At 34.2% G+C, this 19,120-nt stretch carries 16 protein-coding genes and 1 pseudogene; 13 read left to right on the top strand and 4 right to left on the bottom strand.

Annotated features, from left to right (window positions below; all coding sequences use genetic code 11):
- From BM024_RS13680 to BM024_RS00950, 10 genes and pseudogenes are all read left to right on the top strand, one after another.
- Positions 1–1,194: pseudogene (locus BM024_RS13680) on the top strand (hypothetical protein); the annotation flags it as partial.
- Positions 1,195–1,243: 49 nt separating this feature from the next.
- Positions 1,244–3,208, top strand: a complete 1,965-nt coding sequence (locus BM024_RS00910; protein ID WP_090677574.1) for an autotransporter outer membrane beta-barrel domain-containing protein — start codon at positions 1,244–1,246, stop codon at positions 3,206–3,208.
- Between the two features lie 16 nt (positions 3,209–3,224).
- The gene (locus BM024_RS00915) at positions 3,225–5,054 is read left to right on the top strand and encodes an autotransporter outer membrane beta-barrel domain-containing protein (protein ID WP_090677575.1); all 1,830 of its coding nucleotides are present in this window, start codon (positions 3,225–3,227) and stop codon (positions 5,052–5,054) included.
- 91 nt (positions 5,055–5,145) lie between these two features.
- Positions 5,146–5,832: a hypothetical protein gene (locus tag BM024_RS00920; protein WP_090677576.1), complete on the top strand. Its 687-nt coding sequence runs from the start codon at positions 5,146–5,148 to the stop codon at positions 5,830–5,832.
- Positions 5,832–7,556 (top strand): RCC1 domain-containing protein, encoded by a 1,725-nt coding sequence (locus BM024_RS00925; RefSeq protein WP_090677577.1) that lies wholly within the window; start codon positions 5,832–5,834, stop codon positions 7,554–7,556. Before BM024_RS00920 ends, BM024_RS00925 begins: the two co-directional genes overlap by 1 nt.
- A 67-nt stretch (positions 7,557–7,623) precedes the next feature.
- Positions 7,624–8,880 carry a T9SS type B sorting domain-containing protein gene (locus tag BM024_RS00930; protein ID WP_090677771.1) on the top strand — a complete coding sequence of 419 codons (1,257 nt, stop codon included), beginning with the start codon at positions 7,624–7,626 and terminating at the stop codon, positions 8,878–8,880.
- 112 nt (positions 8,881–8,992) lie between these two features.
- A complete protein-coding gene (locus tag BM024_RS00935) occupies positions 8,993–9,925 on the top strand; it encodes a PorP/SprF family type IX secretion system membrane protein (RefSeq protein WP_090677578.1) in 933 nt (310 codons plus the stop codon).
- Positions 9,926–9,936: 11 nt separating this feature from the next.
- A complete protein-coding gene (locus BM024_RS00940; RefSeq protein ID WP_090677579.1) occupies positions 9,937–11,922 on the top strand; it encodes an OmpA family protein in 1,986 nt (661 codons plus the stop codon).
- 11 nt (positions 11,923–11,933) lie between these two features.
- The gene (locus BM024_RS00945) at positions 11,934–12,635 is read left to right on the top strand and encodes an OmpA family protein (RefSeq protein WP_177190133.1); all 702 of its coding nucleotides are present in this window, start codon (positions 11,934–11,936) and stop codon (positions 12,633–12,635) included.
- Between the two features lie 13 nt (positions 12,636–12,648).
- Positions 12,649–13,242 carry a S24/S26 family peptidase gene (locus tag BM024_RS00950; protein ID WP_090677581.1) on the top strand — a complete coding sequence of 198 codons (594 nt, stop codon included), beginning with the start codon at positions 12,649–12,651 and terminating at the stop codon, positions 13,240–13,242.
- A gap of 642 nt (positions 13,243–13,884) precedes the next feature.
- On the opposite strand, the gene BM024_RS00955 is transcribed toward BM024_RS00950, so the two are convergent.
- The 3 genes from BM024_RS00955 to BM024_RS00965 form a co-directional block, all read right to left on the bottom strand.
- A complete protein-coding gene (locus BM024_RS00955; RefSeq protein ID WP_090677582.1) occupies positions 13,885–14,664 on the bottom strand; it encodes a DUF4382 domain-containing protein in 780 nt (259 codons plus the stop codon).
- A gap of 20 nt (positions 14,665–14,684) precedes the next feature.
- Positions 14,685–14,879 (bottom strand): DUF6496 domain-containing protein, encoded by a 195-nt coding sequence (locus tag BM024_RS00960; RefSeq protein WP_090677583.1) that lies wholly within the window; start codon positions 14,877–14,879, stop codon positions 14,685–14,687.
- Positions 14,880–15,005: 126 nt separating this feature from the next.
- Positions 15,006–15,587 carry a hypothetical protein gene (locus BM024_RS00965; protein ID WP_090677584.1) on the bottom strand — a complete coding sequence of 194 codons (582 nt, stop codon included), beginning with the start codon at positions 15,585–15,587 and terminating at the stop codon, positions 15,006–15,008.
- An 834-nt stretch (positions 15,588–16,421) separates the two neighbouring features.
- Between BM024_RS00965 and BM024_RS13685 the strand changes: the two genes are divergently transcribed.
- The 3 genes from BM024_RS13685 to galE all read left to right on the top strand — a co-directional run bounded on the left by BM024_RS13685 (position 16,422) and on the right by galE (position 18,439).
- Positions 16,422–16,586 (top strand): hypothetical protein, encoded by a 165-nt coding sequence (locus tag BM024_RS13685; protein WP_177190134.1) that lies wholly within the window; start codon positions 16,422–16,424, stop codon positions 16,584–16,586.
- 67 nt (positions 16,587–16,653) lie between these two features.
- A complete protein-coding gene (locus BM024_RS00970; RefSeq protein WP_090677585.1) occupies positions 16,654–17,190 on the top strand; it encodes a DUF4142 domain-containing protein in 537 nt (178 codons plus the stop codon).
- A 223-nt stretch (positions 17,191–17,413) separates the two neighbouring features.
- Complete coding sequence (gene galE, locus BM024_RS00975) at positions 17,414–18,439, top strand: UDP-glucose 4-epimerase GalE (RefSeq protein ID WP_090677586.1); 1,026 nt, start codon at positions 17,414–17,416, stop codon at positions 18,437–18,439.
- 44 nt (positions 18,440–18,483) lie between these two features.
- On the opposite strand, the gene BM024_RS00980 is transcribed toward galE, so the two are convergent.
- Positions 18,484–18,846, bottom strand: coding sequence for a hypothetical protein (locus BM024_RS00980; RefSeq protein ID WP_090677587.1), 363 nt, complete (start codon positions 18,844–18,846; stop codon positions 18,484–18,486).
- Positions 18,847–19,120 lie beyond the last annotated feature (274 nt).

Raw genomic sequence — 19,120 nt, forward strand, 5'->3', positions numbered from 1 at the left:
ACGGACGTTAAAAACGAGTTGTTTAAGACTATTCACAATAGTTATGTTGGTGGAAACGTGTATTATGATGGAGCTAAATTCACGTATGTAACAGAAACAGGTGAAACTAAAGAAATTACTTTTAAGGAACTTGTTAAAGCTAACGAAACGATAACGAATCTAGTTGCTAATGCAAATGGTACGTTTACATATTATAACGAAGAGGCTTATGCTGCGGATGGTTCATTAAAACCTGGTGCTGTAGGAACTATTATTGATCCTTCTTTAGTAAATGTTACTAAGGTTGAAAATAAATATGTGTTTAAAAACAGCAAGGGAGATATCATTGCTGAATTAGAATATAACGCTGGAGATATTGTATATAATGACAACATAACCAATTTAGGTGTTACAAATGTTCAAGAGGCGATTGAGAAATTATTGACTAAGATAGTTGAAGTTGAAGGAAGTAAGGGAGATTTATTATTAGAAGCGGATGTTCTAGAGTTTTTAGATGGTAGTACTGGATCTGATAAATTATTAGCAGATGTGAAAATCGGTATTGCTGATAGTGGAATTACTTCTGAAAAAATAGCGAATAGCAATGTAACAGCTGAAAAACTTACTGCTGGATCTGGGACTGAAGGTCGAATTGGTGTTGCTAATGCTGCTGGAGATATTACGTATCAGAATCTTGAAACTACTGTTCAAGCTAATCAGAAAACAGTTATTCTTCAAAATGGTATAAACACAACAGTAGAATCTGCTTCAGATTTAACTAATACCAATCAAACTAACTGGAAAGTAAACGTAGAAACAGCAAAAGGGGCTACAGATAAAGACGTTGCTTCTTTAGGACTTGTTAAAGAAGCTGCATTAAATCCAACAGTGGCAGTAAGTCAAACTGGTGAATTATCTGTTGATTTAAGTAATCTTAATGCTATTAAAGAAGTGAGTGCTGATTACACAGCTCTTATAACTGATGCAATTCTTTTAGGTGATGCAAGCTCTTCAAACATCACTATTACATTGCCAACAGCACAAGGGAATAAAGGAAAGAAATTCACTGTTAAGAAGCAGGATGCAAATGAAGATTTCTATGTAAATGTTTCAGGAAGTATCAATGGCCATACTGAGCTTTATACAGCTTTACCTCATTCTGGTTGGGACCTGGTTTCTGACGGTACAACATGGAAAATCATCAACAAATTTTAATTGTAAAACATAACACGTTTATAAAAAACGAAAACATAAAACAGACAAAATGAAAAAATTAATACTATCAGCAACATTTGCATTCACATTATTAGCAACATCAAATACTTTTGCACAACAAGGTTTTGGAACAAATCAACCAGATAAATCTGCAGCAGTAGAAATCGTATCTTCTAAAAGAGGTCTTTTAATTCCAAGAATAGAATTAACAGCTACTAATACGAATGTTCTTAATAATGGAGAAATTACTGCGCCTGCAAATTCATTATTTATATATAATACTGCAACTGCTGGTTCAGGATCAACTGCTGTTACACCAGGTTTCTACTATTGGGAACGTACTAACACAGCTTTAGATACAGCATGGGAAGGTAAATGGGTGCGTTTTGTTTCTGACAATAGTGAAAGAGATGTTGTTGTAGAGGGAGCAACAAATGGAAATATTGATGTAACTGCTACTGACTATATCAATGGGGTTAAAACTTATGAAGTTAGTGTAAAAGGTGGTGCTACTGCTGGACAGGTATTAGTTACTAAAGTTGATGCTGGTGTTACAACAACTGAATGGGTTAATCCAAATGATTTTATTTTGGATGTTTTAGTAGGAGGAAATGCTATTGGAATATCAAAAGATACCAATGGAGATATTGAAGTGAAATTTAATGGTACACTATCTGAAAATACCACGATTGCAACAGGTACACATAACTTAGCTATTACAGGATTGGAAAAAGTTACAACTGCACCTGGATTTGTTTTGGTTATGGGAGAAGATGGTATTTTAAAACAAATATCTAAAGATAGTCTTATCGACGCTAAAAATATGACTAGTTCAGATGGGATTATTACCCTAAACGGTTTAGAAACTGCAGAAAAATCTTTATTAGTGGATGTTGTATTAGGTGTTGCTGATGGCTCTATTGCTCCTAGTAAATTTAAGGCAGAAACAACAGATGAAGGAAAAGTTCCTGTTGTTAAAACTGACGGTACTGTTGAATGGACGACGATTCCAGGAACAAGTGCAGCAACTTTATCTACTGATGGTAAAATTGTTATTGGAAATAATACATCAATTATTAACTCATTAGCTAATGCGGTATTAACTGCTACTGAATTAAGTATCAAAAAAGAAAGTATTACTTCTGAGGATATCCAAAATGGAACTATTCAAACAGAGGATATGAAAGCTGGTGGTAACACAACAGTATTGGTAACTAAGGCAGACGGTACAGTTTCTTGGATTGAACAATCAGATTTAGCAAATAAAGATAATTACAATTTTACAGCTCCTTTGACAAAAGACGCTGGTGTTGATAACTCAACTGGAGGTAAAGATTTTAATGTGAATATTGAAGGTGCAGCGTTAACTTCAACTTCACTTACTGTTTCGGATGCTACAAACAAAGCATTATTAGGAGCATTGGCACTTGAAATTACTCCAGGAACTATTGCAGGACAAGTTCTAACTACAACTGGTACAGGTACTGATTTAACGACTTCTTGGGGAACACCAAACAGTTTAGTATTGGCAAATAATGGTTTAGAAAAGGGAACGGCTGACGCTATTCAATTAGGTGGGGACTTAATCAAAGCAACAACTATTAACACAGGGGTTACAGATGTGGAGCATACTTTAGGTATTAAAGGCTTAGTGAATGTACTTCCAACGGAAGCTAATAAGAATAAAGCAATTGTTGTTGAATCAACAACTGGGATATTGCGTACGGTTGATAAAGTGATTACAGGAACTAATGTTGATGTTTCAACTAATGCTGGTTATAGTTTTCACACACCAGAAGTGGTAATCAACGTTACATTAGGTAATACTGATGAAAGTATAGTATTTCCATCAGCGGCTTCAGCAGAAGGACAAGTAATTAACATTAAGATCGCTAATAAAAACGAAAGTCACTCGGGTTATTTAACTGTATTGGATACTTATGGTTCTATGCCTTTCCAAGGATGGATTGTAAAATCAAATGGAGTTGAGTGGGTAATCGTTGGTCGTAACTAATACAATAATTTCAACAATGAATAAAAGGATTTTAAATATAAGTACTCTTGTTGCAGTGTTGGCGTTTTGTGCTCAAAACGCCACTGCTCAGCAGGGTTTTGGAACGAATCAACCGAGTAAAGCTTCGGTGATTGAAATGAAATCAGAATCGAAAGGATTACTAATACCACGAGTTACATTAACTAGTGCTATTGAATTTGGTCCTATTACTGGTGGTTCAATAACTGGAGTCTCTGCAGAAACTAATTCTTTATTGGTTTACAATATTGGAACAAGTGAGGCAGGAATAGCAGATGTAAATAAAGTTATACCTGGTTATTATTATTGGACAACTGCAAATCAACGATGGAATCGTTTAGTTGCAGATAACGATACTTCTGCATTAACATTGGTTGGAGATGTTACCGGTTCAATTGGAAACAACTCTGTAGTAAAAATACAAGGTAGAGATGTAAGTAATACAGCTCCTACTTCTAATCAAGTGCTTGCATGGAACGGTACTGCTTGGGAACCAACAACTATATCTACAACGCAGATTGGAAATGGACAAGATGTTTCAGCTGCAAGTAATAAGGTTGCTTTAGGAGGGACTCCTGTGGGAGCGGCTTTAAAAGCTTTTTCTATTGATGTAAATGAAGGAAATCTAACTTTATCAAACATTGGAGGAAAAGTACTTACTAGTCAGATTACACAAGGTACTGCTAATCAAGTTTTGGTTACAAGTACAGACGGAACTACAACAAATTGGGTAGATCAAACAGCTATAGTACCTGAAACAACAAATGTATTAGAGTCTTCAGAAAATGCGTTAGCATCAACGGTTAATGGTAAAAAAGATACAACTACTATAATCAATTCGGTTGGTAACTCAATTGACACAGATGGTAAGTTGGTAACTACAGTAAATGGTGTAAAAGGTGACGGACTGGATTTAACAGAAGTTATTCAAGCTGAACAGTTAAGAACGGTGGTAGCTGAAGGTACGGGAATTAAAGTAGTAGGGCCTGTGCCTGATAATACAGCCAATACTATAACATATACCGTAAGTGCTGATCCAAGTACAATTGCTTTAGCTGGTGATGTAACTGGGAATGCGGGAGCAACAAAAGTGGAGGGAATTCAAGGTACGCCTGTGAGTGGTGTTTCACCAACAACAGACGGACAGACTTTGGTTTATGACTCAACTAGTAGAAAGTGGATTGTTGGTACACCGAATGTAGACGCAGGAGATGTGTTAAATGCTAAAGACTTACTAGGTGCTGATGGACTTGATGCTACTATTGAAGTTGTATCAGGAGGTACTAAATCATTATTAGTAGAGACAAGTTTGCGTGTGAAAGAGGAATCTATTACAACAGCACATATCCAAAACGGAACAATTGGTGTAGTAGATATTGCAGAAGCAGGAACTAATCAAGTATTGGTAACAGGATCTGATAACAAACCAGTATGGAAAGACCAAAGTAAAGTGTCGCCAAAGTTCTTCTACATGCCAGCTGTGATTTTTGATACATCTGTTCAAGGAACAACGACACGTGATTTATACCAAGAATATGTAAATCAGTTTACAGGTGGGGCAGTAGGGTCAACAAATGCACCTTATAATATCTCTCATGGACCAGCTGGTACTACGCCACTTCAATATGCAGGAGGAATCGTAGGAAGTACAGGAGCTCCATCTGATATTACAGTATTTGCTAAAGGAGATTTATACTACTATGTAACTTACTTCGATGAAGCGGTATTTGAAAATCTTTCAATTGATATTGATGGAAAATTAAAATACACCGTTAAAGCAGGTGCAACACCAAGCTCATACATGAATATTGTATTTGTGATTAAATAATAACAGTTAGAAATCTCTAGCAATATTTAAAATGTTGCTAGAGTTTAAAAAACTAACAGCTAAAAATTAAGACATTAAATACAAGAACAAAATGAGAAAATATTTAGATAAAATAGAGTTTAAAAAAACCTTAGGGATTTTAATGTTTACGGTTGTATTCATAAATAGTAGTGTGGTTTATTCTCAAAGTACTATACAATCGGAAAAAGCAGCGACGTATGATATTTTAGTACCCTATAACGTGCCTTTTAACTTTAAGTTAGAAAGCAATGCAACTTGGGAACTTAAAAATGCTGAGGGTCAGCAGATTCATTCGGGAAAGGGTAGTTTGGAGAATAATGTGTTCAGTATTCCTGGTGATTATGTGCTACACATACAAACTGTGTTCAATCCCAATTTATGTGATTCCAATCAATCTCCAAAGAAAATAAATATAAAAGCAAGCGCCATGAAAATGGTATTTGATTTTGAGAGTGTTACTTTTTCAAAAATGATTGTTGGTGGACAAGCTACTGATGGGATTACGGTTCGTGTTAATGTTGATTATTCTTCGCTTGAAAATAATACCGCGATTTATACGTACGGCTTTGTTACAGCAGGAGTGGACACAACGGTTGTTGGAAAACTGAAAAACGGACAAGTAACACTTCAACAAGGAATGAACACACTTGAGTTTGAGTTGGAAGGACAAGCCACAGCGGGTAATTATATTATGTTTGATTTTGTTGATGTCAATGGAGAGGTTCAGTCGTATGGTTTAACTCAAAAAATAGAATAATGATGAAAAACTATATAGAACGCATTCTTTTAACAACGGTATGGTTACTTTCTATCACAGGAGTAGGTTCGGTGCTTCACGCACAAGAGGGTTCCTATTGTATTAGTGGATGTAACGGGAATACATTTATTTGGTCTGATGACCCAAATACTTTGGAGTATGACAATATGGTGTCTGGTTTTCACTCTACGATATTAAAAGAAGCGGATGGATCAGTGAAGGTTTGGGGACAAGGTGCAAAAGCTAATAACACAAAGATAAATGTACCTCTTGTTGTATCTCCTGCAAATGGATTCGACTATAAAGGGGAAATTCTTAAAGTTACGTTGGCGAGTATAGCCTCAACAAGTAATAGCGGTCAACAGTTTGCAATCTTAACTACGGATGGGCTTTATATGTGGGGTGGAACAGGTGTGTTGGTGAGTGCGACTGTGAAAAATACTACTGCTTTTGGAAAGGTAAGTGTTGGGGGTAATGCGAATGGACTTCCAGCAGGAGTTAAACCTACGGATGTAAAAATGCTATTCGGAAGTTATAAGACTTTAGGGTTAGTTACCTGTGATGGACAAGCTTGGATGTTGTCCGGTATGGGAGGGAAAGATGGAAAAGGTGATAATAATGATAGCGCCTCTACTTGGACACGTGTTAAGACATCTACTAATACTAATTTAACGAATGTTGTAGCCATGCGTGGAACGTACAATGCTATGATGGCCTTGACGAGTACAGGAGAACTATATACTTGGGGTACAGCAACCTATTTAGGTAATAACACAGTTGCTTCTAATAATAGATACGCTACCAAAATGGTTCTACCAACTGGTGTTACTGCTAAAATGATAGGAATGACCTATAATAGAACTACTGGTGATTCTTGGGAAGGTTGGACACCGGTGTCAACACAAGGTAATAGTTATTATGTCTTAGGTACTAATGGAAATTTGTATGCACTTGGAAATAATAAGTTGAAACAATTAGGTGATTATTCGGCTGATTCGAGAAATTCTTGGATTAGAGTGAAATCAAATAACTCAAATTCTTATATGTCAGATATCATTTGGTTTAGCCCTAATGAACACGATTACGGAGGACATGCTGCTGTGAGTGCTTTGACTAAATCAGGAAAGTTGTGGTCTTGGGGTTCAAATGACGGTCAGATGATTGGTGGAGGTAGCAATACGGGTGCTAAAGATCCTATTTTTATGGGTAGAGGTCTTGGCAATAACGACAACTTGATTGCTGTTGAGACAGGAGGTCATACTACGATGATTGTTCGTGAATGCAGTATGAGATATGGTTATATTGGACACAGGGTTAACGGAAGTATGGGAGATGCTACAGATGCTTCTGTGTTTGAAAGCAAATTTAACTTTGACACCACCGCCGAAATTAACTTATGTGGTGCTCCAACGGCACCTGTTGTACAAGGTACATTAAAAATGTGTGAAGGATTTACAATTGACTTAAAAGAAGCAATTTTTGATGATGTAGCTCTTGACGATGATTTGGAGTGGTTTACAAATGTTGCTGGAACAATCCCTGTAGATGATCCCTCTGCTGTTGGTCCAGGTACTTATTATGCTGCTTACAAAAATAATACTTGTCCGAATAAACCTACTACAAAGGTTGTTGTATCGTATTTCGTAAAAGGTGAGGATGGATTTCAAAAGTGTACTAATGGACTATTAATCACTAATCCGATGATTTATCAACGTATGAAGTAATAAGTTTGAGGTGCAACACCAAAACTGAAAAGCAAGGAGTTGTACCTGAAACTAAAATATGGAACCTATGAAAAAAACTATATATAAAGGATTGTTTGCCACACTGCTTCCCATGGCGGGAGTAGCGCAAACAGTTAACGAAGGGATTTTAACTGTACTTCCTAATACAGATGTTTCTACAGTATCTTCTTTTTCTAATGAAAAGGATGCAGCTGTTAAAAATGACGGAAGTTTCTATTTCTATTCTCACTTTAATAACGAAGGGATTTACACTTTTGATGATAAAAAGAAGAATTCGTATGCGATTTTTGAACCATATGAAGGAATAGGAGGTACTCAAGAAATTACGGGTTCAGCTCCTAGTGAGTTCTATGATGTGTTGTTTAATAACTCAACTGTAACTAGAGCTTTTGAACTTAAAAATGATATGAGTGTTGGTGGTACTGCTAATTTCAATAAGGGTATCGTTCAAATCGATTCTGTAAAGGGAGCAATGGTATTCCAAAAAGGAGCTACAAGCATTAATATGTCTGATAAAAGTCATGCTGATGGAGAAGTAGAAAAAGTCGGGAACGAAGCTTTTTCTTATCCAATTGGTGATGAGGGAATGTATCGATTTGCTAAGATTTCAGCTCCTAAAACGCTGAAAGATTCTTTTTTTGGTAAATACTACTTTAAAAATTCGGACAGAGATCAACCACATGCTAGTAGAGCTGGTGTTATTGAACTTATCGACAATAAAGAATATTGGACCATTGAAAGAGATGATGCTACTAAAAGTGATATCATTTTAACTTTGAGTTGGGATCCTAGAACAACTCCAAATGAGTTGTTGAAAAATGCGGAGAAGGAGTTGCGAATTATTCGTTGGGATCGTTCTCAAAACCTTTGGGTAGACGAGGGAGGTATTGTAGATATGAACGCTAAAACAGTCACTTCTCCAACTACGGTTGATGGGTATGGAATCTTTACGCTGGGAACGGTTAAAGAACAACTAATCTTAGAAGGAGATGTTGTTATCTATAACGCGGTTACTCCAAATGGAGATGGTTTCAACGACCACTTTGTTATTGATAATATTGAACGTTTTCCTAATAATAAAGTTGAAGTATTTAATCGATGGGGGGTGAAGGTTTACTCAACCACTGGTTACAACAATACGGATAATAACTTTAAAGGTTATTCGGACGGACGTATAACAATCAACAAAGGAGAACAATTATCAAGTGGTACTTACTATTATATCGTGGAGTATGAATACAAAGATGCTAGTGGATCACGTATGATTAAAAAAGCTGGCTTTTTACATTTAGAAACTGAATAATACTCGATTTTCGACCAATAAAAGAGATTGTGTATCAGGTCTATAAGGACGATATAGCGTATTAAAATCTCGACTATCAATTATCGAAAAGCGAGCAAAGGACAAAAAAACTATGAAATTAAAAAATATAATCAAGGGATTAGCTTGTGGTATGGTACTAATAGGTACTATGCCAGAGGCGATTGCCCAACAAGATCCTCAGTATACTCAGTATATGTATAACACCATTCAGGTGAATCCTGCTTATGCAGGTTCTCGTGGTGCAATGAGCATTTTTGGTATGTATCGTACCCAATGGGTAGGATTAGATGGCGCACCTAAAACAGCAAATATTTCTATGCACACTCCGATAAACAACTCTCGTTTAGGTTTGGGTGTTTCGTTTAATAATGACCGTTTGGGAGTTATGGATGAAAACAACTTAGCAGTTGATGTTTCATACAGTGTACCAACCAGCGAAAATTGGAAACTATCTTTTGGAGTGAAAGCTTCTGCAAACTTGTTAAGCGTGGAATATGACAGACTAAATGTCTACAATCCAAATGATGGTTTGCTAGAAGAGAATATTGAGAATCAGTTTACACCAAATATTGGAGCAGGGGTGTATTTACACTCTGAGAAAACATACTTTGGTTTCTCTGTACCTCACTTTTTAGAGACGGATCGTTATGATGACAATGCGGTTTCAACAATGAAGAAAAGTATGCACTTTTATTTGATAGGAGGACATGTATTTGATCTGAGCCCGAGTTTGAAGTTTAAGCCTGCATTTATGTTGAAAGGGGTTGAAGGTTCACCATTGCAAGCAGACGTAAGTGCAAACTTCATGTTGAACGATAAGTTCGTATTAGGAGGAGCGTATCGTTTTGATGCTGCTTTTAGTGTTATGGCTGGTTTCCAAGTGCAAGATGGTTTATATGTGGGATATGCGTACGATGCAGAGACAACAAAACTGGCTCGTTATAACTCAGGATCTCACGAAGTGTTTTTGCGTTTTGAATTATTCAATCGCTATAACCGAATCACGACACCGCGATTCTTTTAACAACAGTAGCTATGAAGAAAAATATACTTAAAATAGGGTTATTGAGCTTGTTGTTTTCCAGTTTTGGAATACACGCACAGGAACTTCAAGAGAAAAAAGGTGCGACGAAAGTGGAGCGCTATGCCTATATAGATGCTATTAAAATCTATGAACGAGTTGCTAAGAAAGGATATGAGTCAGTGGAGATGTATAAAAACCTTGGAGACTCCTATTACTTTAATGGAAAATTAGTAGAGGCCAATCAATGGTATGAAAAGATGTTTGGACTTTTTGATAACCCAGACTATATCACAGCAGATGTGGAAAAAGCGAATCTACCTTCGGAGTATTATTATCGATATGGTCAAACGCTTAAAGCGATTGGGAATTATCAAAAGTCTGATGCTGTACTCAAAACCTTTGAAGAGAAAGAACTTGGTGATTCAAGAGGGAGATTAGTTCAAGCTGAGAAAGATTATTTAGCCGAGATTAAAGCAAACTCTGGACGTTATAATATTAATGGATTGGATATCAATAGCGCGTATTCCGATTATGGAAGTACGATGTATAACAACCAACTTATTTTTACCTCTGCTCGTGATACTGGAAATCTAGCAAAGAAAACACATACTTGGACTGGGGATTCTTTTACGAGTTTGTATGCTGCCAGTCTAGACGAAGAGGGGACGCCTGGAAAACCAAAGCGCTTTGCTAGAGAAATCAAAACGAAGTTCAATGAGAGTACTCCTGTGTTTTCTACTGATGGACAAACAATGTATTTTACTAGAAATAACTTTAATAAAGGAAAAAGAGGTAAGGATGCTCATAAGACTACATTGTTAAAAATTTACAGGGCTACGTTAGAAAATCAAAAGTGGAAAAATGTAGAAGAACTGCCTTTTAATTCTGAGGATTACAGTACGGCGCATCCAGCTTTAACAATGGATGGAAAGTGGATGTACTTTGCTTCTGATCGCGAAAACGGAAAAGGACAATCAGATCTTTATAAAGTTGCAGTTAACCCAGACGGTAGCTTTGGACAACCAATAAACCTAGGTGATGCTATCAACACTGAAGGAAGAGAGAGTTTTCCTTTTATTACGAAAGATAACGAGTTGTATTTCTCAACAGACGGTCGTCCAGGTTTAGGAGGTTTGGATATCTATGCTACCAAAATTAATGTGGATGGAAGTTTTACTGATGTTCAAAATATTGGTGCACCGGCTAATAGCTCATTAGATGATTTTGCATATTATATTGACATGAAAAGCAGAAGAGGTTTTTTGAGTTCAAACCGTGCTGAGGGTATTGGGAATGATGATATCTACAGCTTTTTAGAAACAAAACGATTGAGTTTAGAATGTCTACAAAGCATCTTTGGAAAAGTGTATGATAAACAAACGCAAGAACCATTGGCTTTGGCTAATCTTACTTTGTATGACGGAAATTTTAAACAAATAGCAAACGTTCAAACGAGTGCAGATGGGAGATACGAATTTAAAGATCTGAAATGTGGAAGCCGTTATCGTATCAATACAGGTGTATTGGATTACAATACGGCAGAAGTTACTGTAGACCTGCCAATGCAAAAAGGAAGTACACAAGTGGATTTCGGGTTAGAGAAAATACGTGTAGAGGTTAAGAAAGGGGATGATTTATTCAAAGTTTTGAAATTAAACCCAATTTATTTTGATTTTGACAAATCGAACATTAGACCCGATGCAGCTGCTGAGTTAGCTAAAGTAGTAGAAGTATTACGCGATTACCCGGAGATGAAAATTGATGTGCGTTCACATACTGATAGTAGAGGAAACGATGCTTATAATTTAAGCTTATCTGATCGCAGAGCGAAGTCAACTATTGCTTGGATTGTAGCACAAGGTATTGCTAAGGATAGAGTAGATGGAAAAGGATATGGAGAAACACAGCTGGTAAATAGATGTGTCAACGGAATAAAATGTTCAGAAATCGAACATCAAGAGAACCGTCGAAGCGAGTTTATTGTATTGGATTTATAATACTAACAAAAATGAAACAACTACAACAAGTTATAGCTACTCTTTTTGTTTTGGTTACAACAATGGTCTCTGCACAGGGACCATCTGTAACCTTAAAAGGAAAAGTGTATGACAAAGAAAGTCAAGAAGGAATCGAACAAGCAGAGATTCGGTTGTATGACAATAAAGGAAGTGTGCTTACAACTGTTATTACAAATTCAATTGGAGAGTATCAATTAGAATTAGAGTCTGAGGAAAAACGATTTAAGGTAGAAGCAAAAGCAAAGGATTACAATCAAGCAGAAGTTTTGATTGACAAAAGCAAGCAAGGTTTGGTAGTAGATTTTGGCTTATATCGACAAGTATTACCTATTGAGAAATCACATTTACCTACAATCTATTTTGATTTTGATAGTTCCTTTTTAACCGAGAAAGCAAAAGAGGAATTGAAGCAAGTAGTTTCGTTTATGAATACCAATCCAACAGTTAAAGTACGAGTGAATGCGCATACTGATACAAGAGGGTCAAGTGATTATAACGATTGGTTGTCATCTCGTAGGGCCGCACGTGTAAAAAAATGGTTGATTGAGAATGGTGGGATTGAAAAAGAGCGAATTGAAGAACTGTATTTTGGAAAAACTCAATTGAGTAATAGTTGTAAGGATGGAATTTTATGTTCTAAAGAACAGCATCAAGAAAACAGAAGATGCGATTTTGAAATAGTAACAAGATAATAAAATCAAAGAAATGTCATTCAATAAGATTTTAGTTGATCGTCTTAAAAGAGAATTTGGGGTTACAAAAGATCTTGATATAGCAGAGAGGTTTAATGTCACACCTTTTGTTTTTTCATCTTGGAAAAGAAGTAAAGGAAAGTTACTTGAGGAAGTGGTTAGGTACGGAATTAAAAATAACCTTGACTTTAATAAAGTTCTGTTAGGCAAGGGAGGAAAGGAGTCTTCTACAACTATTTTAATGTCAGAAGACTTGTTTGAATACTGCATGAATCCTAAGGAAAAGGTTGCGCAGTTATCAAAAAAAAATGCTCCTATGACGAAAATAAATGACATAGGTTTCCAGGTTATAAGTCAGAATATGGAACCTACAATCACTGTGAGTTCTATTGTGTTTGGTAAAGAAACAACTTTAGATAAATTGAAATTTGGTGCTGTTTATGTTATCCATGTGGATAAAAAAGGGATTTTCATTAGCAGATTTTATGAGAGGATTAAAGATGTCTTCATTTTCGTAAATGATAATGAAAGTTTTGAAAAATTTTCTTTTTCTAAAGAGAATATAGTTGGTGTTTTTGTGATGGATAAAATTTTGAGTAATTTATAAGACTAGATATTGATTATCGATATTTTGTAAAGAGTTTAATTAATCAATTGAAGTTGTCTACAGAATCGGTTCTGTATTGACTGTTTTTTATCAAGAGATATTTAGAATGGGACCTTTTGATTAATAGTGCTGATTTTAATGAAAAAGTGGAGATAATAATTTAAAACTCAAGTTCTTTTAGCTTTTTAAAGAATTGAATTTTACTTTAATAAGGTAATGTGTTTGTTATGTAAAAGGGCTTTTGCTAACCAATTTGGTTTGTAAAGGCCTTTTTTATTCTTTTGATTGATAGATTATATAGCCAAAATTTTTAAAGATAATTGGATTGATCTCATAGGGTTAATGTAATTTGATATTAGATTGATTTAGGTAAATTTCTTGGGGATATTGAGTTCTGAGGAGTCATGGGGTGTAAATCCTTTTTAAAGTACGCTCAGAATTTTTCAGAATTTCTGGTTCAAAGACTTCTAAGTGATTTTAATAAATAAACTTATATCGATATTGAAGATGTCTATTCATTTGAAAGGATGAAAACATATAAATGCCCCAAGAAAGTACTTGACTTTGGGGCATTTTTAATTTATAGATTTTAATATTGTTTATTTACTAGCTTCATAATTATATTAATCAAAAGTAAATTGTTTAGTGAGTATTTAAAGTTATTGTACCTAAATCTTTTTCAAAACCCTTTTTAACAACAATGTTTTCTAAGGTAGTAGGGACGTATGGTGCTATACTAGGTTCAAATAATATTTTGTAAGTACCTTCAGGGACGCCAGCTAAATAGAAATCACCTAAATCATTCGGGATAGTACCTATAGTATCTATACCATTTATAGCATAAATTCTTGGATAAGCATCTAAAGGTAGAGCTTTTCCAAAAATAGCACCTGAAGTGGCTACTGGTACTGCTCGTATCACTGGTTTCAATAAATACTTTCCATTTCCTGCTTGTACTATAGATTTAGAAGCATCAAAATCTAACAATATGGTATATGCAACATTGGGGATAAGTTCTTCTTGAATTTTTATTTTTACACCAGATGATTGACCACTGGGGGTAGTTAAAGGGTGTGATTGCCCATTAATAATTACAGTATTACCATTATCTTCTAGTTTGAGACGTATCTCTTGAAGCATTCCTGACGCTACGTCGTGATTTGCTAGTATAGTATCTTTCCCAAAACGATATTGCAAAATATCGAATGGATTGTCATCAATATCAATTTCTACTTTACCGCCGCTGGTCTTTATTTCAATTTCATCGATATTGAGGAAGATAGCGTCGAAGTTCGCAGGTGCATCTGTTATTTTGATCGTTAATCGTGTGGTGTCTCCTGACGGTTTTTCATCAGAATTACAACCAATTATTAAGCCCAAAGTAAATAGACCTAATATTCCAAGTTTAAAAATGCTTTTCATAGTAGAGTTTTTTTGTCTGTTTAGGAATCTTTTTTTGGTTCCACTTTCTTTTTAGGTATTTTGGCTCCTGCTTCACGAGCTTCTGAAAGGCCAATTGCAATGGCTTGTTCTCTAGTAGTGACAAGTTTTCCTGTACCTGTGCGCAATTTACCTTCTTTCATTTCATGCATCGCTTTTTCCACCTTTTTACTGGCTAGTTTTGAGGATTTCGACATATATTGAAATTTAATGTTATTAATAATAATTCGGAGATAAACTTAGTTTAGGAAAGTTTGCTTTTAACTGTTTATAAAATGTAGTATTAATTTTTATAACACTACAACATATTAAAAGTGATTCTTTTAAGTAATATGTTCAACTATATGCTCCATTTGATTGTCATTTTTTCGAATTAGCTTTTGATAAAATTTTCTCAAAATATCAGACCTAGACTCATCATTTAATTTCCAAAGTGTATCTCTTATTCTTTTGTTGATTGCTATATAATCACTGAGAATAAAATCGTTTAAGTCTTTGTCTTTTAGGGTGTCATAATCTTTAATTTTTGCTTCAAATTCTTTTGAAAACAATTCGGTAAAATCAATACTGTGTAGATTACAAAATTCTTTTAATTCACCAATTGCTTCGTTAATGGATTGTGATAAACCATTAGAATAGTTTTTCAATTCTAACTTTGTAACCTTATTTCCTCCCAACTTTGCAAGTGTTATTAGAAATGTATAACATTCTTGTAATTTTGTATTTTCGGCAATGAACTTACTGGAGTAGTCTTCGAAACTATTTTTGCCGTTGTCTAGATCAAAATGACGTCTATAATCACTAGACTCGGTCATTTTCTTTTTTACTTTCATTGCAATATACACTGCTGCAATTGTTGCTATACTACTCAAGCCATATTTTATAAGATCTTTCTTGTTGTCCATAATAGTAATATTTAAGTTATATGTCTGTTGTTTCTCTGATTCTATAAAAGTCTATAAGAATAGTGCAATCAAACTTTTCAGTTTCTATTAAAACCAACTATCTATTCTCATAGCAATGTATTCCACGTTATAGATTTCTATAATCAAGGTTTTTAGTGTCTATCATAATATTTAAAATGTGTAAAAAACACTATATATGGTCGCTACCATTACATTTAAAGTTTTGATAGAAGTTAATAGTGTGGAAGCGAAATTTTAATTGCAGCGCAATGACCGCTAAAGTTAATTTACAAGTGGTTTAGAGGATTGCGGTTTCTTTGTAAGGAATTTGAGTGATTTATAATTTATTGATGTTTTTTAAATCACTTTTAATAAGTTCTATAATATTGGTTGTTCATGGTTCTTGAATTAATAAGTTATTAAAAAAGAAGACAACTAGTTTTAGTTTTTTGAGCTATTCAGCAATTATAAAGGTATCAATAATTATGCTGAAATTAAAAAAATTAACGATTGGTTTTAAAGGTTTAAGAGAACATATGTTCTTCACTATGAAGGTTGTATAATGATTTTTGATTAGTGCTTGTCAAATAAAATCCTTATATTTGAGTGTCTTATCTCACCTCATTAATAGCATTATAAATAGCAGTTGCATTTCTAATAGAAGGGAGAGTTGCTTCGATACCTTACATATCTTCAATAGAAGATAAAGAACAAAGTATACTATAAATAGAAGAAGAAACTGGTCAAAAAGGTTTAATAATATATTCATGTTTGGCTATTTTAATACTTTAATCATTCTTGAAAGTCTAAGTAATAATATTAAAATCCTTTTTTATGAAAAATTTATTTTGGGTAATTATTATAGCATTATTGCTAGCTTGGGTAGTTGGATATTTTGTGTATGGTGTGATGTTTGGAGGTGCAATACACATACTTGTACTACTTGTATTAGTTATGGTTATTCTACGTGTAGTATCAGATAAGAGACCAAGAGATTAATACATACGGTATTTGTTTCTTTGAAACTCTCAAATGCGATAGATATTTTAATTTTAAAAGTTAAACTATGAAATATGCACTTTTTATAATTACCACCTTACTAACATTTTCTACTTCATATTCACAACAAGTAATTATATCAAAAATGGAAAAAATAACACCATCCCAAGGAAGCGATCATGTTTTCATCAGAAAAGCAATCGAATCAGGCAAAGCCGAAATTAAGATGGGTGCCGCTGCTAGAAGTAACAGTACCAATCCTGAGATTATAGATTTTGGTAAAATGATAGAAGAAGACCATTTGGTTTTAAATGAGAAGCTCAGAAATATTGCTAGGCAAAGAGACCTAGAATTTAGTGAACAACTTTCTGGAGAATCGAATTTTGTATATGACAAACTTAAAAACTTAAATGGAGTTGGGTTTGATAGGGAATTCGTCACTGTAATGATAAAAGACCACGAGCGAATTTTTGACTTATTCACACATCAGGCGCATGATGGAAAAGACATGGAATTAAAAAGTTTTGCTAAAGAAGCTTTACCCAACATAGAAAATCATTTAAAACAAATTAAAAAAATAAAACTACAGATAATACAAGAATAAAAAATTTTGGATAGTTGAGAAAACTTGCTCTTAAAACTAAAGGTCTATCAACCCTTATTGTAAATTAACAATGGATTCTAATGTTTTAAATCAGAATCATTTTTTATTAACCATCCTATATAGACTATAGGGTGGTTTTTTATACTTATATAAGTCGTGTTAAATTGAAAATTATATTAATTATATTTGAGCTCAGAAAAGTAGAAATAGGAAATACAAATAAATGAAAGTACTTGTAACAGGAGGTTTAGGTTTTATAGGTTCTCATACGGTTGTTGAATTGCAGTCTGAGGGGTTTGAGGTAATTATTGTAGACGACTTGTCTAATTCTTCTTTGGATGTTTTAGATGGTATTACTGCTATTACTTCCATAAAACCAACTTTTGAAAACATGGATTTACGTTGTAAAAAGTCGGTTCAAGGGTTGTTTGAAAAATACCAAGATATTGAAAGAGTGATTCACTTTGCTGCTTCTAAAGCAATTGGAGAAAGTTTTGAAAGACCGTTACTTTACTACGAGAATAACTTAACTACCTTAATTCATATTTTACAGGGGCTTGAAAATAAGAAGAATCCTCAACTTATTTTTAGTTCTTCTTGTACAGTGTATGGACAAGCTAAAGAAATTCCTATTACAGAAGTAGCGCCTATTCAGAGTGCTTTATCTCCTTATGGCAATACAAAGCAAATTGGTGAGGAGATTATTGCAGATACAGCTCAGGTTACTAATATTAGTGCTGTGCTATTACGCTATTTTAATCCTATTGGAGCCCATGAGTCCTGTTTGATTGGTGAGCTTCCGCTAGGAGTTCCTCAAAATCTTATTCCTTTTATTACTCAGACTGCTATTGGTTTGCGTGATGAACTTGCTGTTTTTGGTGATGACTATGATACTGTTGATGGAACATGTGTCCGTGATTATATTCACGTGGTAGATCTAGCGAAAGCACACGTTGCAGCATTAAAGCGCTTAATTAACAAGGAAAACTTATCCAAAATAGAAGATTTTAATATAGGTATGGGAACTGGTACTTCAGTTCTTGAAATTATAGAATCTTTTGAACGAGTAAATAGTATTAAACTTCCTTATAAAATAGTGAATAGACGCAGGGGTGATATTGCAGTAGCGTATGCTGACACTAAAAAAGCAAATGACGTTCTGGGATGGAAAGCTACTAAAACATTGGATGAGGCTCTTTCAAGCGCTTGGAGATGGCAACAATTGGTTTCTGAAAAAGCTAAGATTTAAAACGTGATGTGCATAATAGCTAACACATCACGTGTGTAATTTTATTATTTGTGCCAGTTTTGAAAGTTACTTAATGGAATTTTATTGAATTGTTCAATTAAAAATTCAGCAACTTTTTTTTCTGATTCACGTATTGTAAGCGGTTTATTTGTCAAGTCTGTAATACCTGCTTTCATATTAAAAATATTTTTCTCCTGACAATTTATAAATGGAGTGTATTTTGAGCTGAAATTACAAGGAAATGAATCGAAAGCATATATTCCAAAATCCAATAGAAAAATTCCTAAAAAAGTAGAGTACTTTTTTTTACTACTTTTTTTATAGTTTTCGTAAATAAATTTTTTTAAAGGTGTATCTAATTTTTTAAAAAATTCCTGAAACTCTTCTTCGAAGGATGTAGTTGTCATAATTGATATTTAAAGTGTTAGGCTAGTTAAAAATAACACATTTATAATCTATAAAATGTTATCTATCACTAAAATACGAATTAAAAACAATTTATGCATACAGTTATAGGCTTTTTTTCTTCTAAGGACAAAAATATTCTTTGCTCCAATATTTAAAGTAGTTAGGTATTAAGAGATATTATTTTAAAATTAATCGATTGGTTCCTTAGTGGTTTGTTAATATTACTATATATATCTTTTGTGAAAATGTTTGATTGTTTTGCTGTTCAATTAT

This window comes from Myroides guanonis (assembly GCF_900114085.1).
GTDB classification, from domain to species: domain Bacteria; phylum Bacteroidota; class Bacteroidia; order Flavobacteriales; family Flavobacteriaceae; genus Flavobacterium; species Flavobacterium guanonis.